The sequence below is a fragment of the Kitasatospora sp. NPDC093558 genome (assembly GCF_040683475.1).
GTDB lineage: Bacteria > Actinomycetota > Actinomycetes > Streptomycetales > Streptomycetaceae > Kitasatospora.
Window position 1 is genome coordinate 1 of the sequence record NZ_JBFBDY010000116.1, and the last position, 16,904, is coordinate 16,904.

The window sequence follows — 16,904 nt, forward strand, 5'->3', positions numbered from 1 at the left end:
GGGAGGGCGGGCGCGTCGGCGCGGGCGTGGGTGCGGATGCCGGCCCAGTCGGTGCGGCCGGGCTCGAAGCCGTAGTCGCCCTGGCCGACGCTGCCGGCGCTGCCGAAGTGCTCGGCGGCGGCGGGCACCATGTACGGCGCGCGGTCGGAGCCGGTGGCGGGCCGGGTGGTCGGGTACCAGAAGCTGATCATCAGCTCGCGGTGCCGTCCGGGCTTCCACGGGTCGTCCCGGCCGTCGTCGGTGAGGTGCAGAGCCGTCGTGCCGATCGGGTACGGCCCGGTGGGCTGCGGCAGCCAGGCCCGGGCCTGCTTGCCGGCGGTGCCGCTCTCCGGTGCCGCCATCGCCCCCGGCGCCACGCCCAGCGCCGCCGTCGCCGCCAGCAGCACCGCTGCCACGGCCCGTCCCCGCCTGTTCATCGTCGTTCCTCCTCGTTCGTGTTCCGACGGGAGCGACAGTACGGGCGGGGAGGGGCCGAAGCCGTCATACCGGGGGGCCAAGTCGCCGCGTAGTACCCCGGTATGACGTCCGTCCGGGTCAGGCGTACTTCTTCAGCTCCCGGCGCGCCAGCGAGCGCTTGTGCACCTCGTCCGGCCCGTCCGCCAGGCGCAGCGTGCGGTTGCCGGCCCACAGCTGGGCGAGCGGGGTGTCCTGGCTGACGCCGGCGGCGCCGTGGGCCTGGACGGCCTTGTCGAGGATCCACTCGACGGTGAGCGGGGTGGCGATCTTGATGGCCTGGATCTCGGTGTGCGCGCCGCGGTTGCCGACGGTGTCCATCAGCCAGGCGGTCTTGAGCACGAGGAGCCGCAACTGCTCGATGCGGACGCGGGATTCGGCGATCCAGTCCTGCACGACGCCCTGGTCGGCGAGCGGCCGGCCGAACGCGGTGCGCTCGATGGACCGGCGGCACATCAGCTCCAGCGCGCGCTCGGCGATGCCGATGGCGCGCATGCAGTGGTGGATGCGGCCGGGCCCGAGGCGGGCCTGGGCGATGGCGAAGCCGGCGCCCTCCTCGCCGATCAGGTTCGCGGCGGGGACGCGGACGTCCTCGAACAGCACCTCGGCGTGGCCGCCGTGGTCGGAGTCGTCGTAGCCGAACACCTTCATGCCGCGCTTGACGGTGACGCCGGGGGTGTCGCGCGGCACGAGGATCATGCTCTGCCGGCGGTGCTTGGCGGCGTCCGGATCCGTCTTGCCCATGACGATGAGGATCCGGCACTGCGGGTTCATCGCGCCGGTGATGTACCACTTGCGGCCGTTGACGACGTACTCGTCGCCGTCGCGCTCGATGCGGGTGGCGATGTTGGTCGCGTCGGAGGAGGCGACCCCGGGCTCGGTCATCGCGAAGGCGGAGCGGATCTCGCCGTCCAGGAGGGGCCGCAGCCAGCGCTCGCGCTGCTCGGGGCTGCCGAACTGGGCGAGGAGCTCCATGTTGCCGGTGTCGGGCGCGGCGCAGTTGAAGGCGGGCGGGGCCAACTGGGGGCTGCGGCCGGTGATTTCGGCGAGCGGGGCGTACTGGAGATTGGTGAGGCCGGCGCCCTGCTCACCTGGGAGGAAGAGGTTCCACAAGCCCTGCTTGCGGGCCTCGGCCTGGAGGTCGGCGACGATCGGCGGGACGCTCCAGGCGGGGCGGGCGGGGTCGGCGAGCTGCTCTTCGAGGACGGGCTCGGCGGGGTACACGTACTCGTCCATGAACGCGAGCAGTTGCTCGCGGAGCTGGTTCGTACGGGCGTCGTAGGCGAAGTCCATCAGGCTTCTTCCTTCAGAGTGGTCAGGCCGTACCGGGCGAGGATCGGGGCCATCTCGCCGGCCCGCTCGAAGCCGGCGCCGAGGGTGCGGCCCTGCTGGAAGCGGTAGTGGATGCCCTCGGCGACGACGGCGAGCTTGAAGGCGGCGAAGGCGACGTACCAGTCGAGGTCGGCAGCTTGACGACCCGTCAGTTCGGCGTAGTGGGCGACCATTTCGCTGCTGGAGGGGAACCCCGGGGCGGTCATGGCGGCGGGGATGATGCCGCCGCCGACGCCGGCGACCTCGGTGTACATCACGAGGAGGCCGATGTCGGTGAGGGGGTCGCCGAGGGTGGACATCTCCCAGTCGAGGACGGCGGTGATCGTGTCTTCCGCGTCCACCAGCACGTTGTCGAGCCGATAGTCCCCGTGGACGAGCGCGGGGGCGGGCGATTCGGGCCGGCGGGTGGAGAGGAGGTCGTGGAGCTTGTCGAGCTCGGGCAGGTCCCGGCTGCGGGAGGCGGCGAGCTGGGTGGACCAGCGGCGGAGCTGGCGTTCGAGGTAGCCGTCCGGCCGCCCGAAGTCGGCGAGGCCGACGTCCGCCGGGTCGATGCAGTGGAGGGCGGCGAGGGTGGCGACAAGGCGGCGCCCGAGGACGTGGACGCGCTCCTCGCCGAGGGCGGCGAGAGGGGCCGGGTCGCGGTGGGCGACGCCGGGGACGTACTCCATGAGGTACCAGGGGGCGCCGAGGACGTCGCTGGTGGGGTCGTGGTGGAGCGTGCCGGGGACGGGGACGTCGGTGTCGCGGAGGGCGGTCATGACCCGGTATTCGCGGCCCATGTCGTGCGCGGTGGCGAGGACGTGCCCGAGGGGCGGGCGCCGGAGAACCCACCGGGAGCGGCCGTCCGTGAGCACGTACGTGAGGTTGGAGCGCCCGCCCTCGATGAGCTCGGCGGCGAGGGGGCCCTGGACGAGACCGGGCAGCTCACGGTCCAGGTGGGCGCGGAGCAGACCCAGGTCCAGACCGGGCGGATCGGCGGGGGTCGTCTCGGGCATCGGGCGGCTCCTGGGGTGGGGAAGATCGATGACTAAGCGCTTGCTTAGCATTCAGCCGAGGGACACCTGCTGTCAATGCCGCCGCCGATGCCGCCACATGCAGCGAGCCCCCGGACGCAGGGCGGTTTCTACGGTCCGGGGGCTCGTCGGGCAGGTCCGGTCACCGCTCCCGACAGGCCAGGAACGTCTTCCGCTGCTCCCCCATGCCGTCGGCGGCGAACGCCTCGGCGAAGTCCTCCAGCGCGTAGGTGTCGCCGAGCAGGTCCGAGACATCGTGCTTGGCCAGGAAGCCCAGCGCGTCACCGAAGGTCCCGTAGGACGCCGACTCGAAGACGAGTTCCTTGCGCAGGGCTGCCGTCAGGTCCACCGGGACCGGCGCGGGCGGCCGGCTCTTCAGGACGATCCGGCCGCCGGGACGGACCGCGCGGATCATGTCGTCGAACGCCGCCCTCGTCGGCCGGGTCTCGATGATGTAGTCGTAGGCGTCCGTCTCCAGCGGCGCTGCGGCGCCCTCCGCGAAGGTGTCCACGGCGTCGAACCCGGCCGACCGCAGGACGCGCCCGGTCAGCTCGGCGATCCGGTTGCCGCCGTAGACGAGTCCGCGCTCGCCCGGACGGATGGCCGTCTTCAGGACGGCCAGCGCCGCACAGACCGGCTCGGCGTACGCGCCCTCCCGGAAGGACAGGTGGTCCGGCAGGTGGTGCACGACGTCCGCGGGCACGGTGACGTACTCGGCGAACGCGCCGTGCCGTCCGACGCCCAGGAAGTCGTGGCGCGGGCAGCACTCCGGCTCGTCCGCCGTGCACCGCCCGCACGCGCGGCAGGGGATCACGGGCATCACGGCGACCCGGTCCCCCGGGGCGAACCGGTGCACCTCCGCGCCGCACCCGGCGACCACCCGGCGAACTCGTGCCCGAGAATCAGCGGATCGGCGCAGGCGAGCAGCCCACGGGCGGCGTAGATGTCGGTCCGGCACACCCCGGCGACCTCGATGCCGATCAGCACCTCCTGCGGGGCTGGTACCGGCAAAGGAACGTGACTGACCGTCACCGACGTGCCGCTCTTGACGACCGCCCGCATCCGCGTTCCGCCGGCCGTCATCGGGCAGTCACAGGTCGCACGCCGGCCCCCTCGACGGACGCGGGCGCCCCCTCGACGGACGACCCCGCCACGGACGACCCATCCTCGGACGACCCCGCCCGGAGCAGCGAACCGTCGCGCATCGCGCCGAGCACCGCCCGGATGTCGCCGTCCATCGGCCGGTCGGCGGCGTTGAACGGGGCCAGGGTGCGGACCAGTTGGTGCACCCTCCGGGTGCGCGGCCCGAGCTGCCCGGCGCCGCGCAGCTCCACTGCCTGGCACGCCGCCAGCAGGTGGATCGCGGCGACCTCCCTGGTCAGGTCGAGCACACTGCAGGCGTCCCGCGCCGCGATCGGCGACATGCTGACCTTGTCCTGGTTGTGCGCCCCGGTGGACCGCGAGAAGACTCCGGCCGGCGCGGCGGTCTTGAGCGCCTCGGCCGTGACGGCGGAGCAGGCCAGCTGCATGCCCTTGTAGCCGTGGTGCAGCCCGGCCGCCCAGTCGTCCTCGCCGGCCGGGGCGACCAGGCCGGGCGTCAGACCGTTGCTGAACTTGTCGTCGACCAGTAGCGCGAGCTGCCGGTCCAGCAGGTCGGCGACGTTCGCCACCGCGACCTTCAGCGCGTCCATCGCGAGCGCGAGGTGCCCGCCGTAGAAGTTGCCGCCGCTGTGCACCGCACCGGTCGCGGTGTCGAAGAGCGGATTGTCGTTCGACGAGTTGATCTCGGTCTCGACCCAGCGGCGGACCCAGTCGACGGTGTCGCGCAGCACGCCGATCACGTGCGGCGCGCAGCGCACCGAGTACCGGTCCTGCACGCTCCGGCTCAGCCGCTGGAAGCCCCGCCCGCCCAGGGGGTCGCTGAGACCCAGCACCTGGCCGTGGTCCAGGGCGAGGTGCGAGCCGGCGAGCAGCTCGGCGATGCGGCGCGCGCTCGTCACCTGGCCGGGGTGCGGCTTGCTCTCCTGCAGGAAGGCCACGAAGTGGCCGCGGTTGCCCGCAAGGGCCTCGCATGCCAAGGCCGTTCCCGCTTCCGCCAGTTCGGCCAGTTCGGCCGCCTGCGCGACGGCGAGTGCCGCGAACGCCGCGGAGAACGACGTGCCGTTCACCAGCGCGAGGCCGTCCTTGGCCTCCAACTCGACGGGTTCCAGCCCGAGTTCGTCCAGCACCTCGGCGGCGGAGCGCACCGCACCCCGGTACCGGACCTCGCCCTCCCCGATCAGGGGCGCGGCCAGGTACCCCAGCGGCACCAGGTCGCCGCTGGCGCCGACCGAACCCCGCTCCGGGATCACCGGGAGCGCGTCGTGGCGCAGCAGGTCCAGCAGCCGCTCGACGATCAGCGGGCGGACGCCGGAGTTGCCGCGGGCCAGGCAGTTCGCCCTGATCAGCAAGGCGGCGCGGCAGACCTCGGGCGGGGCGAGGGGGCCGGTGCCGTTGCGAAGGAACCGCAGCATGTTGCGCTGCAGTTCGGCGGTCTTGTCGACGGAGATCTGCCGGTCGGCGCCGGCCCCGAAGCCGGTCGTCACGCCGTAGATCGGCTGCCCGGTGGCGAGGAGCTCCCGCTTGAGTTCCCGCGATTGCACCATCCGTGTGGCCGCGGCCCCGTCCAGCCCCACGCCCGGCCCCTCGGAGACGTCCTGCCGCATCGCAACGCGGACGACGTCCTCCACCAGGAGGCCGTGACCGTCCAGGGCGAGGTTCGTACGGCTTCCCGGGCGTGCGTCGGGCTGTTGCGCCATCGGCGCCAGTCCTGCGGTGCTCACGTGTCTCCAAAATCGGTTGCCGGCTCAGCGAACGGGTGAGGTCGCCGGGGCCGGCTCGCTGTGCGCCCCTCCCCCGACGTCTGCCTCGACGAGGTGAACGAGGCCGAGGGCCGGTAGGGCACGGACCAGACGTTCGAGAGCGACGCCGAGGTCGGAGAGGGATTCCTCGGAGAGCGGCGTGACGGCGAGAGCACGGACGGGTTCGCGGCACTCGCGCAGGGCGTCCACCAGGTCGGCGCGGTGGGGGCCGTCGGCGGGCGAGGTGCCGAACAGGCGCCGGTGGAGCCGGTACGGCCGGGCAACGTCCTCCACGGCCGCAGCGGCCTGCTCGAACCGCGTCAGCGCCGCCTCGACCCCCTCCCCGCGGCGGCGGGCTCCGAGGACGGCCGCCAGCGCGCCCACGGCGACGGCCAGCCGCGAGCGCAAGACGTCCCCCGAGCGCACCGGCACCACGAACCAGCCCACCGCGGCGGCGAGTACGGCCCCCAGGGTGAGCGCCCCCAGCCTGGCCGGCAGCAGGTGTGCGTCGGGCCGGCCGAGGTAGCCGTGCAGCAAGGACATCAACGTCGTCACGGCCGCGGCGAAGAGCGTCCGGCTGACCTCCCGCAGCCCTGCCGTCGTGGTGAGCACCACGAGGATCAGCACGATGCCCGGCGTACCGTGCGGGTCCACCACCATGGCCAGGACCGTGGCGGCCATGGTGCCTGCCACAGCCCCGGCGCCGCGTTCGACGGCCCTGAGGAGGAGGTTGCCGCGGCCTCCCGTGGCCAGGCCGACGATCACCGCGCTCAGCACGGTCCAGGACCAGTGCCCGGGGAAGAGCAGCAGGCCCACGGTGAACGCGGCGGTGAGCGAGACGGCCGTCTGCAACGCCCTCCGGGTGCCGGGCGCCCTCGACCCCGGCCGCGTCGGGGGCAGCGGGGCCGGCCGGCGTCCCTCCGGTCCGGGCAGCCCGGTCAGCCGGTGACCGGCCCAGCGCACCGCGGGGACCCAGCAGAAGGCCATCAGGGCGACCAGGGCCAGCCGGCCGCAGTCAGGCCACCAGGCCCGGACGTGGGTGGGCGACATCAGTGCGGCGATCAGCGCCAGCACCACCGTCACGCCCACCCCTCCGGCCTTCGCGCCGAACCGCCGGGCCCAGGCCGCGGCGGTCAGCAGCGCGACGAACGCCGCCGCGCCCAGGACGGGTTGCCGGGTCATCAGCCCCGCGAGGCCAGCCGCCGCCCCGGCAACCGCCGAGAACACCACCGCATGCGCCGGCTCCTCGCCGGCGGGTCGGCCGCCCGCTCTCCTGCTGAGGACGAAGGCGTATGCCGCTCCCGGCAGCGCCAGCGTCTGCGCGGGCAGGCCCGCGAGACGGGCGAGCGCGACCGCCGATCCCAGGGACAGCAGGACGGTCGCGACGACCAGCGCGAGCCGGTACGCCCAGGCGGCTCGGATCTGCGCCACCGCGGTCGGGCCCTCAGCCGGCGGGGGTCATCGCGCGCGCACTGAGCTCGTCGAGCAGCACCTTGCGGCGGACCTTGCCGAGTTCGGTGCGGGGAAAGTCGCTGACGCGTTCGATCCGGGTGGGCAAGCAGGACTCGTGGAAGCCGAGCCGGCGCAGGTGGTCCCGCACCTCGTCCAGGTCCGGCCGGGTCGACGAGATGACGGCGGCGCAGGGGGTCTCCCGGCCGTCGGCGTGCTGCCACGGCACGAGCACCGCGTCCTCGATGCCGGGGTGGGTCAGCAGGGCGTCCTCGACATCGGCCACCGGGACCTGCCAGGAATCGCCGATGCGTTCGGCCGCCCGGCCGACGAACCGCAGCCCGTCCGCCCCGTCGGGCGCCACCAGGTCGCCGGTGTCCAGCCAGCCGTCGTCCTCGTGCAGGGACCACCGGATCCGACCGCTGTCGCGGCCGACGGTCGCCAGGCAGACCGCGGGTCCGCGCACGTGCAGCCGGAAGACGTCGCCGTGGTGGTGCGTCCGGCCGGCCGGCTCCAGGCGGACCTCTCCCCCGGTCCGCATCCGGCCGAGACTCCGGGCGGCGTGCTCCGGCGGATCGTTCGGGCCGGTGGTCACCACGTTGCCGCACTCGGTCATGCCCCAGACGTTCAGCACCAGGGGACACAGTTCTTCCTGCACAGCCGCCAGGGTCACTTGGGGCAGCGGGCCGCCGAAACTGCCGACGGCCCGCAGACTCGACACGTCGCGGGCCCGACGCCGCTGCTCCTCGGTGAGGCTGCGGAGCATCCGGGGTGAGGTCATCAGCTCGTCGACCCCGGTCCGCTCGATCAGGTCCAGCCAGCCACCCGGGTCCCGGCTGTCGCTGAGGAGAATCAGGGGCCCCGGCGAAGTGGCATGGAGGGTCCTGCGGAACGCCGCGGAGAACGACATGCCGGAGGCCAGCCCCCGGAGCCGCCCAGGAGAGGGAGACCGCGGCATGCCGTACATCGTGTTGGCGCTGTGCGCGACCAGGTGGGGCTCGCCGGTGGTGCCGGAGGTCATCAGGATCGCGCACACCTCGTCGGGGCCGAGGGGGTCGAGATCGTGGGGCTGCGCGGCGGCGCATCGGCCGTGGAAGGCGTCGTCGAGGCTGACCGCGTTCGTGGCAGCGGCGTCGCCGAGGACGATGCGGTAACGCAGGGCGGGCAGCCGGGGGGCCTGTTCGAGGAGCTGTTGCGCCTGTTCGACGCCGTCCCACTCGTCGGGGACGACGCAGGCTACGGCACCGGTGGCGGCCAGCGCGCGCTCCGTGACGAACGATCCGAACAGGGTGGGCAGGGGCGCGATGACCGCCCCGACCCGAAGACAGGCGACCGCCAGCACCGCCGTCTCCCACCAGGCGGGCAACTGATGGGCCACCACGTCCCCGCGGCGCACTCCCAGCTCTCGTAGGGCCGCGGCCACGGCGTCCGCTCGGGCGTCGAAGTCGCCGAACGACAGGGGGATCAGCCGATCCTCGCGGTGCCGCCACGTCAAGAGGGCGGTCTCATCGGGCCCTTCGGCGGCCGACTTCCGCAGATCATCGGAGAACGTCGTATCGCGCCACCAACCCTCCTCACGGTAACGACGGGCGAGCCCGGCGGGAGGAGCGAGGGAATCGAGTACCGTGCGCAGTTGCACCTTGCACACCTAAAGTAGTCGCCGGATTTCCGTGCGTGATCATAGCGCGCAAGGCCGACCCCACCGGACATGGAACGAACCCCCGGCCTCACCGGGGAGGTCGCGCACCGGATGGAATCGAGCCTCACATTCGAACACCGCAGCGACGCTCCGCGGCCGCCCCCGAGATCGGTGCCAGAATCCAGACTCATAACCAAAACCGCTTTCCAGATGAGAATCACTCGATCGAGTGCGCTCCGCTTCTGCGACAGCCGTCTGCCCTGCTGTACTCATCGCATGACCGACCAAATCCCCGACAGCGCCTATGAATTACTGATTGCCCCCATGCGCCTGGCGCCCGCGGAGAAGACGGGACACCCCTTTGATGTCCTGGATCCACTCGAAGAACGTGTCCATGCCGGACGCGACCAGACGGGAAAGCGCCGGGGAACGAACGGACTTGGCCTGACGGGGCTGGGCACGTCGGCAGCTCGCGTGGCCGGACGGAACCGGGCGGGCTCCGGCGCGTCCGCCGGGCTGGACGTGCTGTGGACCCGGCATCGTGCCGCAGGGTCACGCCTGGCGGATCACGTCGCCGCCGTGCGCCGCGGGGCAGCCCGGGATGGCGGGTGGGTCTGTGATCCGGAGGCGACACTCGCGGCCATGTCGCACGCCCCGGCCGCCTGGGGGGAGCGCTTCGCACCCTGGATGAGGGATTGTGCCGAGATGGTCAAGCACGGGCGGGCCCTGCTCGCCGAGATCCGCACGATCCGCCGGGGCGGTGCCGGGCCGGCCGGACAGGGGCAGGTGGCGCTGGTACCGGTCACGGTGGGCGCGGATCCGGTGGGGGCGCTGGTCGCCCGGGCCCGGCTCGGGGAGAACGCGGGCCGGTCCACGAAGTCGAAGCTTTCGCGGTGCAGTTCGGCGGATTGGGCGGCCGTCGCGGCGGAGTTCGGGCTCCAAGGGGTGGCGGAGTACCCGAACTTCGCTTTGGGTTCGTGGTGGATGGGCCTGCTGTCGGACGATTACGACGACTGGCGCCAGGATTACGTCGCCATTCTCGACTACTCGTTCTATCTCGAATACAACGTCGACACCGCCTACGGGGACGGGGACGACCGCCTGAAGCGCGAGATCCTCGCACTCTGGAACATGCCGGACCTCCCCGCCGACCTCCAGGCGCGCCGCGCACACGTCGCCGCCAACCTCGCCTACTTCGACACGAAGCGCCGCGACGAGGCGGACACCAGCGACCTGCCCACGACGGGCCTCACTGCGTGGGTCTACCACGACCGCGACCACTGGCGAGACCTCAAGGCGGTCGACAGCGGCATCTTCGGGCACTACCTGGGGTTCGTGCCCGGACCTGCGGGACGGGACGACATGATGCTGACCGGCCTCACCAACGATTGGGTCGACATCGGCCCCGACCTGCGGCATCAGGAGTGCGGCCAGTCGGTCCTGGCCCTCACCCGAGGGTCGCTGGTCATGGCCGACCTGCTCGACTGCTACGAGCGGACCGTGTGGATGATCAACACCCAGTGGACGGAGGAGGGCGGCATCCGTCCGGAGCGCTACGCCGCGTGCATGGAGACGCTCGGCACCTGCCTGTGGGAGACGGGGAACCACCGGCAGGACATGTGGCGCTACTACGCACTCGGCTACGACCTGTGCCGGGCCGCGTTCGAGCGAGACCTCTACCTGTCGGGCCAACTCGCCGACTGCTACGGCGAGGACCTGACCCCGATCACGCCGCCCAGTCCGCTCCGGGTACGCGTCCCACGGCGGAGCCTGCCGTTCAGGGTCGATGTGGGCGGCGTCCGGCACAGCGGGAGGGTCGACCTGCACACGGCGGTCTGCGATGCGGTGGGGAGCGGTGTGCTTCCGATGGGTGTCGTGGAGCAGCAGTTCATCATCCCGTGGCTGCTGCGGGAGCGGAGGATCACTGCCGAGGCCTTCCTCACGCACATGGACCGCACCTACTGCCGCCACTTCGCGCAGATCATGCGGTCCGGGCACGCGAACGACTTCGGACGGGAGTATGGCGAGGCGATCGCGGCGTTGGCCATGGAACAGTGGTGGCACGGCATGTACTTCGCGATCGGCGCGGGGAGCCTGATCGAAGCGCAGCCCGGCCACATCGCGGGCGACCGCAGCCACGCGGGAGAACAGGGCCCACGGGGGTTCGAGCGCATGGCTGGATGAGCGTTCCGCCGTGCGGCGGACGCAGTGGCGTGATGCTCTTGCCTGCGGCCAGGAAGATCCCCTTCTTCCTGGCCGCGCGTCAGATCCTGCCGAACTCCCCAGCGGCGGTCGCGGCGACGAAGGACCGCCACGCGTCGGAGGAGAAGAGGAGAGCTGGCCCCTCGGGGTCCTTCGAGTCACGGACCGGAACAACGCCGGGGAAGTCGGGAGCCACCTCGACACAGTTGCCACCGTTGCCGCTGTAGCGGCTCTTCACCCACCGAGCACCGGCCAGGTTGAGGGCCGTCATTGAAGTTCCTTCCGGACAGCGCGAATCATGGCAAGCGAGGCCGCCGTGTCCAACGACTCCACCTTCAGGTGATCGTAGTCCTCTTCCCAGCCCGCGACGCTGTCCCGCCCTCGTTCCAAATGGCCTCGCGAGTGGGATTCGGCATAGCCCACCACAGACCTGTCCGGGAGTGTCAACAGCACCACAGGCAGGAGAAACGGCCGTCGTTCACCGAGACGGAAGGGGGCCACCTGGATGGTGACGTTCGGGCGCTCGGTCAGCCTCAACAGATGATCCAGCTGAGGGATCATGACTTCTGGCCCGCCCACCGTGCGCACGATACAGCTCTCATCGAGTACGGCGTGGATCACAGGCGGCGGGTTCTTCTCAAGTAGCCTCTGACGCCCGGCCAGGAACTCGACTCGCCCGTCCGCTTGTTCCTGCGTGATGCTGCCACGAGCGACGTTCCCCGCTTCCATGGCGGCGGCGTACTCCATGGTCTGCATGAGGCCCGGGATCACACCCAACTCGAATGTACGGAGCCTCTTGCACCGCGCCTCTGCGTCAGCAAACTCCGCAAATCCCTCCAGCAGGCTTGCGTTCGAGATTCGACGCCACAACTCCTTGAAGACGCCACCCGACTCGAACACCCGGTCCGCCGCCACCGCGAATTTAAACGTTACAGGCTTCTTCGCCCCTTCGACGTACGAGACCAACCCGTGGCTGTAGCCCATACGCGCACCGAGCTCCTTCTGCGACCACCCCCTGGAGCGTCGCCACCTGCGGAGTTCATCTCCGAAACGGATAGCTGGAGATGACGACACGTCATCAACATAAGGCTCCACAACAGCCCCCGTCTTTAACTCGGCAGGACAGTGAAGGTTGAGACCTAGAGAGCATAGGGCGCGAAACCCCACCATGGCTACACCGGGTAAGAATTCGGACGCGAAGCGCAACCGTGGAGACACCCATGCCCCTCAACATCCCCATGAGAAACGCGGAGTTGATCAACTCCACGCAGACCCTCCAGGCGGTGATCTACCTCGCCAAGGTCGGCCCCACCTTTCCCGAGCTCGAAATGCGGAGCTGCGAGGAGTACGCCCTCGCCTTCAACTGGGGCGTCTGCCTCACCATCATCGACGACGACCTCAACACTCCCCCGGACTCCCGCCCGAAGCTCCAGATCGCCCTCCAGCGCATCCGCACCGCCCGATCCGGCGCCCTCCTCATCCCCAGCAACGCCACGATCTCCCCCATCGACGGCGAGTTCCACGAGTTCTCCCGGCAGGTCGAAAAGGCCGGCGGCTTCGTCCAGGTGGCCCGCCGGTGACCGCCCGCCGCTTCACGATCATCCGCGCCGCCAACGCCACCTACCCCACCTGGGTCATCTACAGCCACCGGACCCGCCGCCTCGTCCGCGCCCTCCCGCCCCGGCCCGAGCCACTCCGCTTCTACTCCTACGACCGGGCCCTGAACTGGGTGCACAGAAACGAGACCCCGTGAAGGACACCTACGAAATCCGCCTCATCGACGCCCACAGCCCCCACTTCCTCCTCCTCGAATGCTGGGGCATCTGGGACCCCACCCACCACGAGTACCTCCGCACCCCCGGCTCCGAGGACCGGATCCGGCGCTTCTACACCCGCGCCTCCGCCGAGACCTTCCTCCGCACGCTGAACACTGCACACCTCTGACTCCAGCCCGCACCATGCGGTGAATCAACTCGACTTGCGCACAAGAGCTTTGACCAACATCCACCCTCGACGAACGCTGGAAGCATCCCCGTGGGCGACCACCGCCCCCGGGGACACCGGTCAGGTCGGCCAAAGCCCGGACACGTCCTACGCACACACGCCAGGATGAGGGTCAACTGACGCGCGACTACGCGGATCCGAGTTCACCGGGAGCATCGTGCAGCCTCTACAGTTTCTCGGAATCATCCCCAACACCCCGACCGACGACTCACCGACGATCTGGCGAGACCCCGAGAACGGGGACCTGATCATCCAGTCCTACAAGGCCAGCGAAGAGGATCTGAGGCGCTGCGAAGAGGTCGGATCCATCCCCGGCCACTCCACCGGGGTTCCCGAGCACGAGACCGTGATCAGGCTTCCCGCGGTCGTGATCAAGTACATCCTGGCCCTTGGCGAGGATGCGAAGGAGTGACGTGACGACGCCCACCCGCGACGGGCTGGCCAAGGCCACCAGTTCAGCCGTCCACCTTGAGATGCGCGACGCCTATGGCGCGAGCGATCCCGAGTTCTCCAGGTGGCAGAAGGGCCACCGCTACCAGCTCGATGACCGGCCCGCGTGGTTCCAGGGATGGGCCGACGCGGTTCAGGATGCGATCGCCCGCGGGGTCGTCGTCAGACGGCTCCGGATCGTCTCCGAGCCCGTCACCGACTACATCAAGTACGAACACCACGTCACCTTCCTGAACCTGGCCGCCGGCGAACAGGTCCGTTGGCTCCAGCGGTCCGCGATCCGGGCGCTTCCGGTTCCCGCCAATGACTTCTGGCTATTCGACAACGAGCACGCCGTCGTCAACCACTTCAGCGGAGACGGTGAGATCGTGCGGCGTGAGATCGTCGACGGAGCTGCCGAGCCGGACTTGGCCGCATTCCTCGGGTCGGTCTTCGATTCGCTCTGGGAGATCGCGACTCCCCACCAGGAGTACGAGCCCAAGTAGTCGAGCATCATGCACACATCGCGCTCATCGAGCGTCCAGCAGGCCCGGAAACTACTGGCCGACCGGCTACGCGAGCTTCGCCGGCTGGCCGAGCTGACCGGGCCTGCCCTCGCTCTCCGCTGCGGCTGGCACAAGTCGAAGGTCTCCCGGATCGAGAATGCCGTCACGGCTCCGTCGGAGCAGGACATCCGAGACTGGTCCCGCGCGTGCGACGCCGGCGAGCAGGCCGAGGACCTGGTGGCGAGTCTCAGGTCCGTGGAGGGCATGTTCGTCGAGTGGAAGCGGATGGAGCGCAGCGGCCTGAAGCACGCCCAGGAGGCCGTGTTGCCGCTGTTCGAGCGCACGGCGCGCTTTCGCGCCTACTCCCCCGGCATCGTCCCCGGTCTGCTCCAGACGAGGGACTACACAACCGCGATCCTCCGGGCCACACAGAAGCGGCGCGTCCAGGTGGACGACGTCGAGGCGGCCGTCCAGGTCCGCATGGACCGTCAACGCATCGTCCACGACTCCCACCGGACGTTCGCCTTCCTCATCGAAGAGGCCGTCCTCCTGTCCGGAATCGGCGGTCCGGAGGTGGCAGCCGGACAGCTCGGGCACCTCATCGACATCACGACCCGGGCGAACACGAGCCTTGGCATCATCCCTTTCAGCACAGCTCGTACGTCGATGCAGGTGGAAGGATTCTGGATCTTCGACAACGCCCAGGCCAACGTCGAGCTGGTGTCCGGCTATCTGACCATCACACAGCCTTCCGAGGTCGCGATGTACGCCAATCGCTATCGGGATCTGTCGTCGGATGCCGTGTACGGCAAGGCTGCCCGTGCCCTGATCACGAAGGCCATGGACGCCCTCGCGTGATTGGTGTGCAACTCCGTGCAACTCCTTTGAGTGACTGTGCGGTTACTCCCTACCGTTGTCGATGCCGTCCTGAAGGAACGGGACGAGCCCGGCACGGGAGGAGCACTGCGTTGACCACGCCCGAGAGGCCGCCCGCCCCGGGGCCGCCGAACCCCGGACCCATCCCCCGTTACGCGACCGCAAGGAAGTAGGAGACGACAATGGGAGACCAGAACAAGGGCGGCCCGAACGACGGCAAGAGCGGCGGCCACGCCAAGCCCGGCGGACCCGTCATCGGCCCCAAGCCCAGTCCCGACGGCCAGGGCCCCGACAAGGGTGGTAAGCACCGCTGATGACGAACCACCAGCTTCCCTTGGAGCAGGCCGCCATGCGTGGCCTGCTCCAGACCGTCAGCGATGGCCACGACCTGGCCCCCGAGTGGATCAAGGCTGCCACGGCGGCCCCGCGCCACTCCTTCCTCCCCGACCACATCTGGATCGACCTGGACGGCACCTACCGCGCCCTGGAGCGCCGGGCCGACATCAGCGCGTGGCTCGCCGCCGCATACGCCGACGAACCCGTGGTGACCCAGGTCAACGACGGCGTCGAACCGGGAGACCCCTCCAAGGCGTGGCCGTCCAGTTCGTCCTCGGCCCCCTCAGTCGTGTTCCGGATGCTCGAAGCCCTCGATCTCCGGCCGGGTATGCGCGTGCTGGAGATCGGCACCGGTACCGGCTGGACGAGCGCCCTGCTGTCCCACCGCCTCGGGGACGCCAACGTGACCACGATCGAGGTCGATCGCGGACTCGCCGATCGCGCCCGGGCCGCCCTCGGCACCGCCGGCTTCGCTCCGGAGGTGGTGTGCGGGGACGGCGCGCTCGGCTGGGGCGTACGCGCGCCGTACGACCGGATCGTGTCCACGTGTTCGGTGCGGCGCGTCCCTCTGGCGTGGATCGAGCAGACGAAACCGGGCGGGGTGATCCTCACCCCGTGGGACAACCCGTGGATCTGCTGGGGCCTGCTGCGACTCACCGTTGGGGACGACGAAACGGCGGTCGGCCGGTTCAGCGCGGACAGCTCGTTCATGCTCATGCGCACACAACGCGACGACGTGGACCTGCTCCGGGACGTCGTCAGGGACGACCACGAGGCAGAGGTGTCCGAAACGGTGCTGCCCCGCCGCTCGGTCGTCCACGCGGAGGCGGCGTTCGCGATCGGCCACCGGATCGGCGACATCTGGCACGCCTGGCAGGACAACCCCGCCGAGGGCGTAGCCGACCGGCTGTGGATTGCCTCCGCCGACCGGTCGTCCTGGGCGGCCGTGGACCACGACGGCGGTGATGAGGACGTGTTCACCGTCCGGCAGTACGGGCTGCGCCGCCTGTGGGACGAGATCGAAGCGGCTCATCAGTGGTGGATCGCCAACGGCCGCCCCGGGCCGGACCGGTTCGGACTCACCGTCACATCGGAGGGGCACCAAGCATGGTTGGACACCCCGGCGCACTCCTGGCCATTGAACTAGCCGCGCCGAGCAGAACCCAACGAGGGAGGGTCCGGTGCTCCAGCACCTCATCACGCAAGACTCCGGGCTGCGGATGGTCCCCACTGACCGGGCCGAGATGGCCGCCGCGGTCAGCGAGCTCCACGAGGCGTTGCGGGCCTTGCCCGAAGGGGCCGATCCCGCCCGGGCTCGATTCCTGACCAGGTGGATCGGCATCGGCGAGATGTGCCTGGGCAATCACGGCGAGGCCCGTACGTTCCTCCGGCAGTCGCTCGACCTGGCCGCAGCCGTCGGGAACACCCGAGCCGTCGTCGCCACCGGGCTCAACCTCGGCGACGCGCACCGCTATGCCGGCGACATCCACACGGCGGACGCGATCTACCACAGCGCGCTGAGCACCGCGCGAAGCCGACACCCGGAACTCCTTGACTTCGCGCTCCAGCACTTCGGCAAACACCTCATGGAACGCGGCGACCTCGCGGGCGCCCAGGCCAGTCTGCAGGAAGCACTGCGGCTGCGGATCGCCAAAGGGGAGAGCGAATTGGTCGAGTCCACGCAGGCGGCACTCGACCGGGTCGAGCTGCTGATCGGCAGCGCCGGCGCACCAGCATCCGTCATCGCGACGCCGCGCGCCGACAGGGCCCCCCCCGCCTCTGCCGGCCGGCCCCCGGTCGGAACAGGCCACCTCAGTTCACCAGA

Annotated in this window: 16 protein-coding genes and 3 pseudogenes; 10 read left to right on the top strand and 9 right to left on the bottom strand. The window is 70.5% G+C overall.

The annotated features are described in order from the left end of the window. The 7 genes and pseudogenes from AB0O00_RS14520 to AB0O00_RS14550 all read right to left on the bottom strand — a co-directional run. Window positions 1–416 (bottom strand): annotated as a pseudogene (locus AB0O00_RS14520) (esterase); the annotation flags it as partial. Window positions 417–534: 118 nt separating this feature from the next. Next, window positions 535–1,746 (bottom strand): acyl-CoA dehydrogenase family protein, encoded by a 1,212-nt coding sequence (locus AB0O00_RS14525; protein WP_363651621.1) that lies wholly within the window; start codon window positions 1,744–1,746, stop codon window positions 535–537. Beyond that, the gene (locus AB0O00_RS14530) at window positions 1,746–2,780 is read right to left on the bottom strand and encodes a phosphotransferase family protein (protein ID WP_363651623.1); all 1,035 of its coding nucleotides are present in this window, start codon (window positions 2,778–2,780) and stop codon (window positions 1,746–1,748) included. The genes AB0O00_RS14525 and AB0O00_RS14530 overlap by 1 nt, the downstream gene beginning before the upstream one ends. A gap of 160 nt (window positions 2,781–2,940) precedes the next feature. Next, window positions 2,941–3,881: pseudogene (locus AB0O00_RS14535) on the bottom strand (alcohol dehydrogenase catalytic domain-containing protein). Next, on the bottom strand, window positions 3,878–5,596 hold the full coding sequence (locus AB0O00_RS14540; RefSeq protein ID WP_363651625.1) for an aromatic amino acid ammonia-lyase: 1,719 nt from the start codon (window positions 5,594–5,596) through the stop codon (window positions 3,878–3,880). The pseudogene AB0O00_RS14535 and the gene AB0O00_RS14540 overlap by 4 nt, the downstream one beginning before the upstream one ends. Window positions 5,597–5,644: 48 nt before the next feature. Next, window positions 5,645–7,069, bottom strand: coding sequence for an FUSC family protein (locus AB0O00_RS14545; protein ID WP_363651627.1), 1,425 nt, complete (start codon window positions 7,067–7,069; stop codon window positions 5,645–5,647). A 13-nt stretch (window positions 7,070–7,082) separates the two neighbouring features. Next, window positions 7,083–8,735 (bottom strand): AMP-binding protein, encoded by a 1,653-nt coding sequence (locus tag AB0O00_RS14550; protein ID WP_363651629.1) that lies wholly within the window; start codon window positions 8,733–8,735, stop codon window positions 7,083–7,085. Window positions 8,736–9,002: 267 nt separating this feature from the next. Here AB0O00_RS14550 and AB0O00_RS14555 point away from each other — a divergent pair, with 267 nt between their 5' ends. After that, window positions 9,003–10,910, top strand: a complete 1,908-nt coding sequence (locus AB0O00_RS14555; protein ID WP_363651631.1) for a hypothetical protein — start codon at window positions 9,003–9,005, stop codon at window positions 10,908–10,910. Between the two features lie 79 nt (window positions 10,911–10,989). Here AB0O00_RS14555 and AB0O00_RS14560 read toward each other — a convergent pair whose 3' ends face one another. After that, window positions 10,990–11,199, bottom strand: a complete 210-nt coding sequence (locus tag AB0O00_RS14560) for a DUF397 domain-containing protein (protein ID WP_363651633.1) — start codon at window positions 11,197–11,199, stop codon at window positions 10,990–10,992. Continuing rightward, window positions 11,196–12,023 carry a DUF5753 domain-containing protein gene (locus AB0O00_RS14565; protein ID WP_363651635.1) on the bottom strand — a complete coding sequence of 276 codons (828 nt, stop codon included), beginning with the start codon at window positions 12,021–12,023 and terminating at the stop codon, window positions 11,196–11,198. The genes AB0O00_RS14560 and AB0O00_RS14565 overlap by 4 nt, the downstream gene beginning before the upstream one ends. Window positions 12,024–12,148: 125 nt before the next feature. Here AB0O00_RS14565 and AB0O00_RS14570 point away from each other — a divergent pair, with 125 nt between their 5' ends. The 9 genes and pseudogenes from AB0O00_RS14570 to AB0O00_RS14610 all read left to right on the top strand — a co-directional run. Continuing rightward, window positions 12,149–12,508, top strand: coding sequence for a hypothetical protein (locus tag AB0O00_RS14570; RefSeq protein ID WP_363651637.1), 360 nt, complete (start codon window positions 12,149–12,151; stop codon window positions 12,506–12,508). Next, window positions 12,505–12,681 (top strand): hypothetical protein, encoded by a 177-nt coding sequence (locus tag AB0O00_RS14575; protein ID WP_363651639.1) that lies wholly within the window; start codon window positions 12,505–12,507, stop codon window positions 12,679–12,681. Before AB0O00_RS14570 ends, AB0O00_RS14575 begins: the two co-directional genes overlap by 4 nt. Next, complete coding sequence (locus AB0O00_RS14580; protein ID WP_363651641.1) at window positions 12,678–12,872, top strand: hypothetical protein; 195 nt, start codon at window positions 12,678–12,680, stop codon at window positions 12,870–12,872. The genes AB0O00_RS14575 and AB0O00_RS14580 overlap by 4 nt, the downstream gene beginning before the upstream one ends. A gap of 217 nt (window positions 12,873–13,089) precedes the next feature. Beyond that, a complete protein-coding gene (locus AB0O00_RS14585; RefSeq protein WP_363651643.1) occupies window positions 13,090–13,344 on the top strand; it encodes a hypothetical protein in 255 nt (84 codons plus the stop codon). A gap of 1 nt (window position 13,345) precedes the next feature. Then, complete coding sequence (locus AB0O00_RS14590; protein ID WP_363651645.1) at window positions 13,346–13,867, top strand: DUF6879 family protein; 522 nt, start codon at window positions 13,346–13,348, stop codon at window positions 13,865–13,867. Between the two features lie 9 nt (window positions 13,868–13,876). After that, window positions 13,877–14,725 (top strand): helix-turn-helix transcriptional regulator, encoded by an 849-nt coding sequence (locus AB0O00_RS14595; RefSeq protein WP_363651647.1) that lies wholly within the window; start codon window positions 13,877–13,879, stop codon window positions 14,723–14,725. A gap of 200 nt (window positions 14,726–14,925) precedes the next feature. Then, window positions 14,926–15,057, top strand: coding sequence for a hypothetical protein (locus tag AB0O00_RS14600; RefSeq protein WP_363651649.1), 132 nt, complete (start codon window positions 14,926–14,928; stop codon window positions 15,055–15,057). Further along, entirely contained in the window at window positions 15,057–16,226 is a 1,170-nt protein-coding gene (locus AB0O00_RS14605) for an rRNA adenine N-6-methyltransferase family protein (RefSeq protein WP_363651651.1), read from the top strand. Before AB0O00_RS14600 ends, AB0O00_RS14605 begins: the two co-directional genes overlap by 1 nt. Window positions 16,227–16,260: 34 nt before the next feature. After that, window positions 16,261–16,904: pseudogene (locus AB0O00_RS14610) on the top strand (hypothetical protein); the annotation flags it as partial.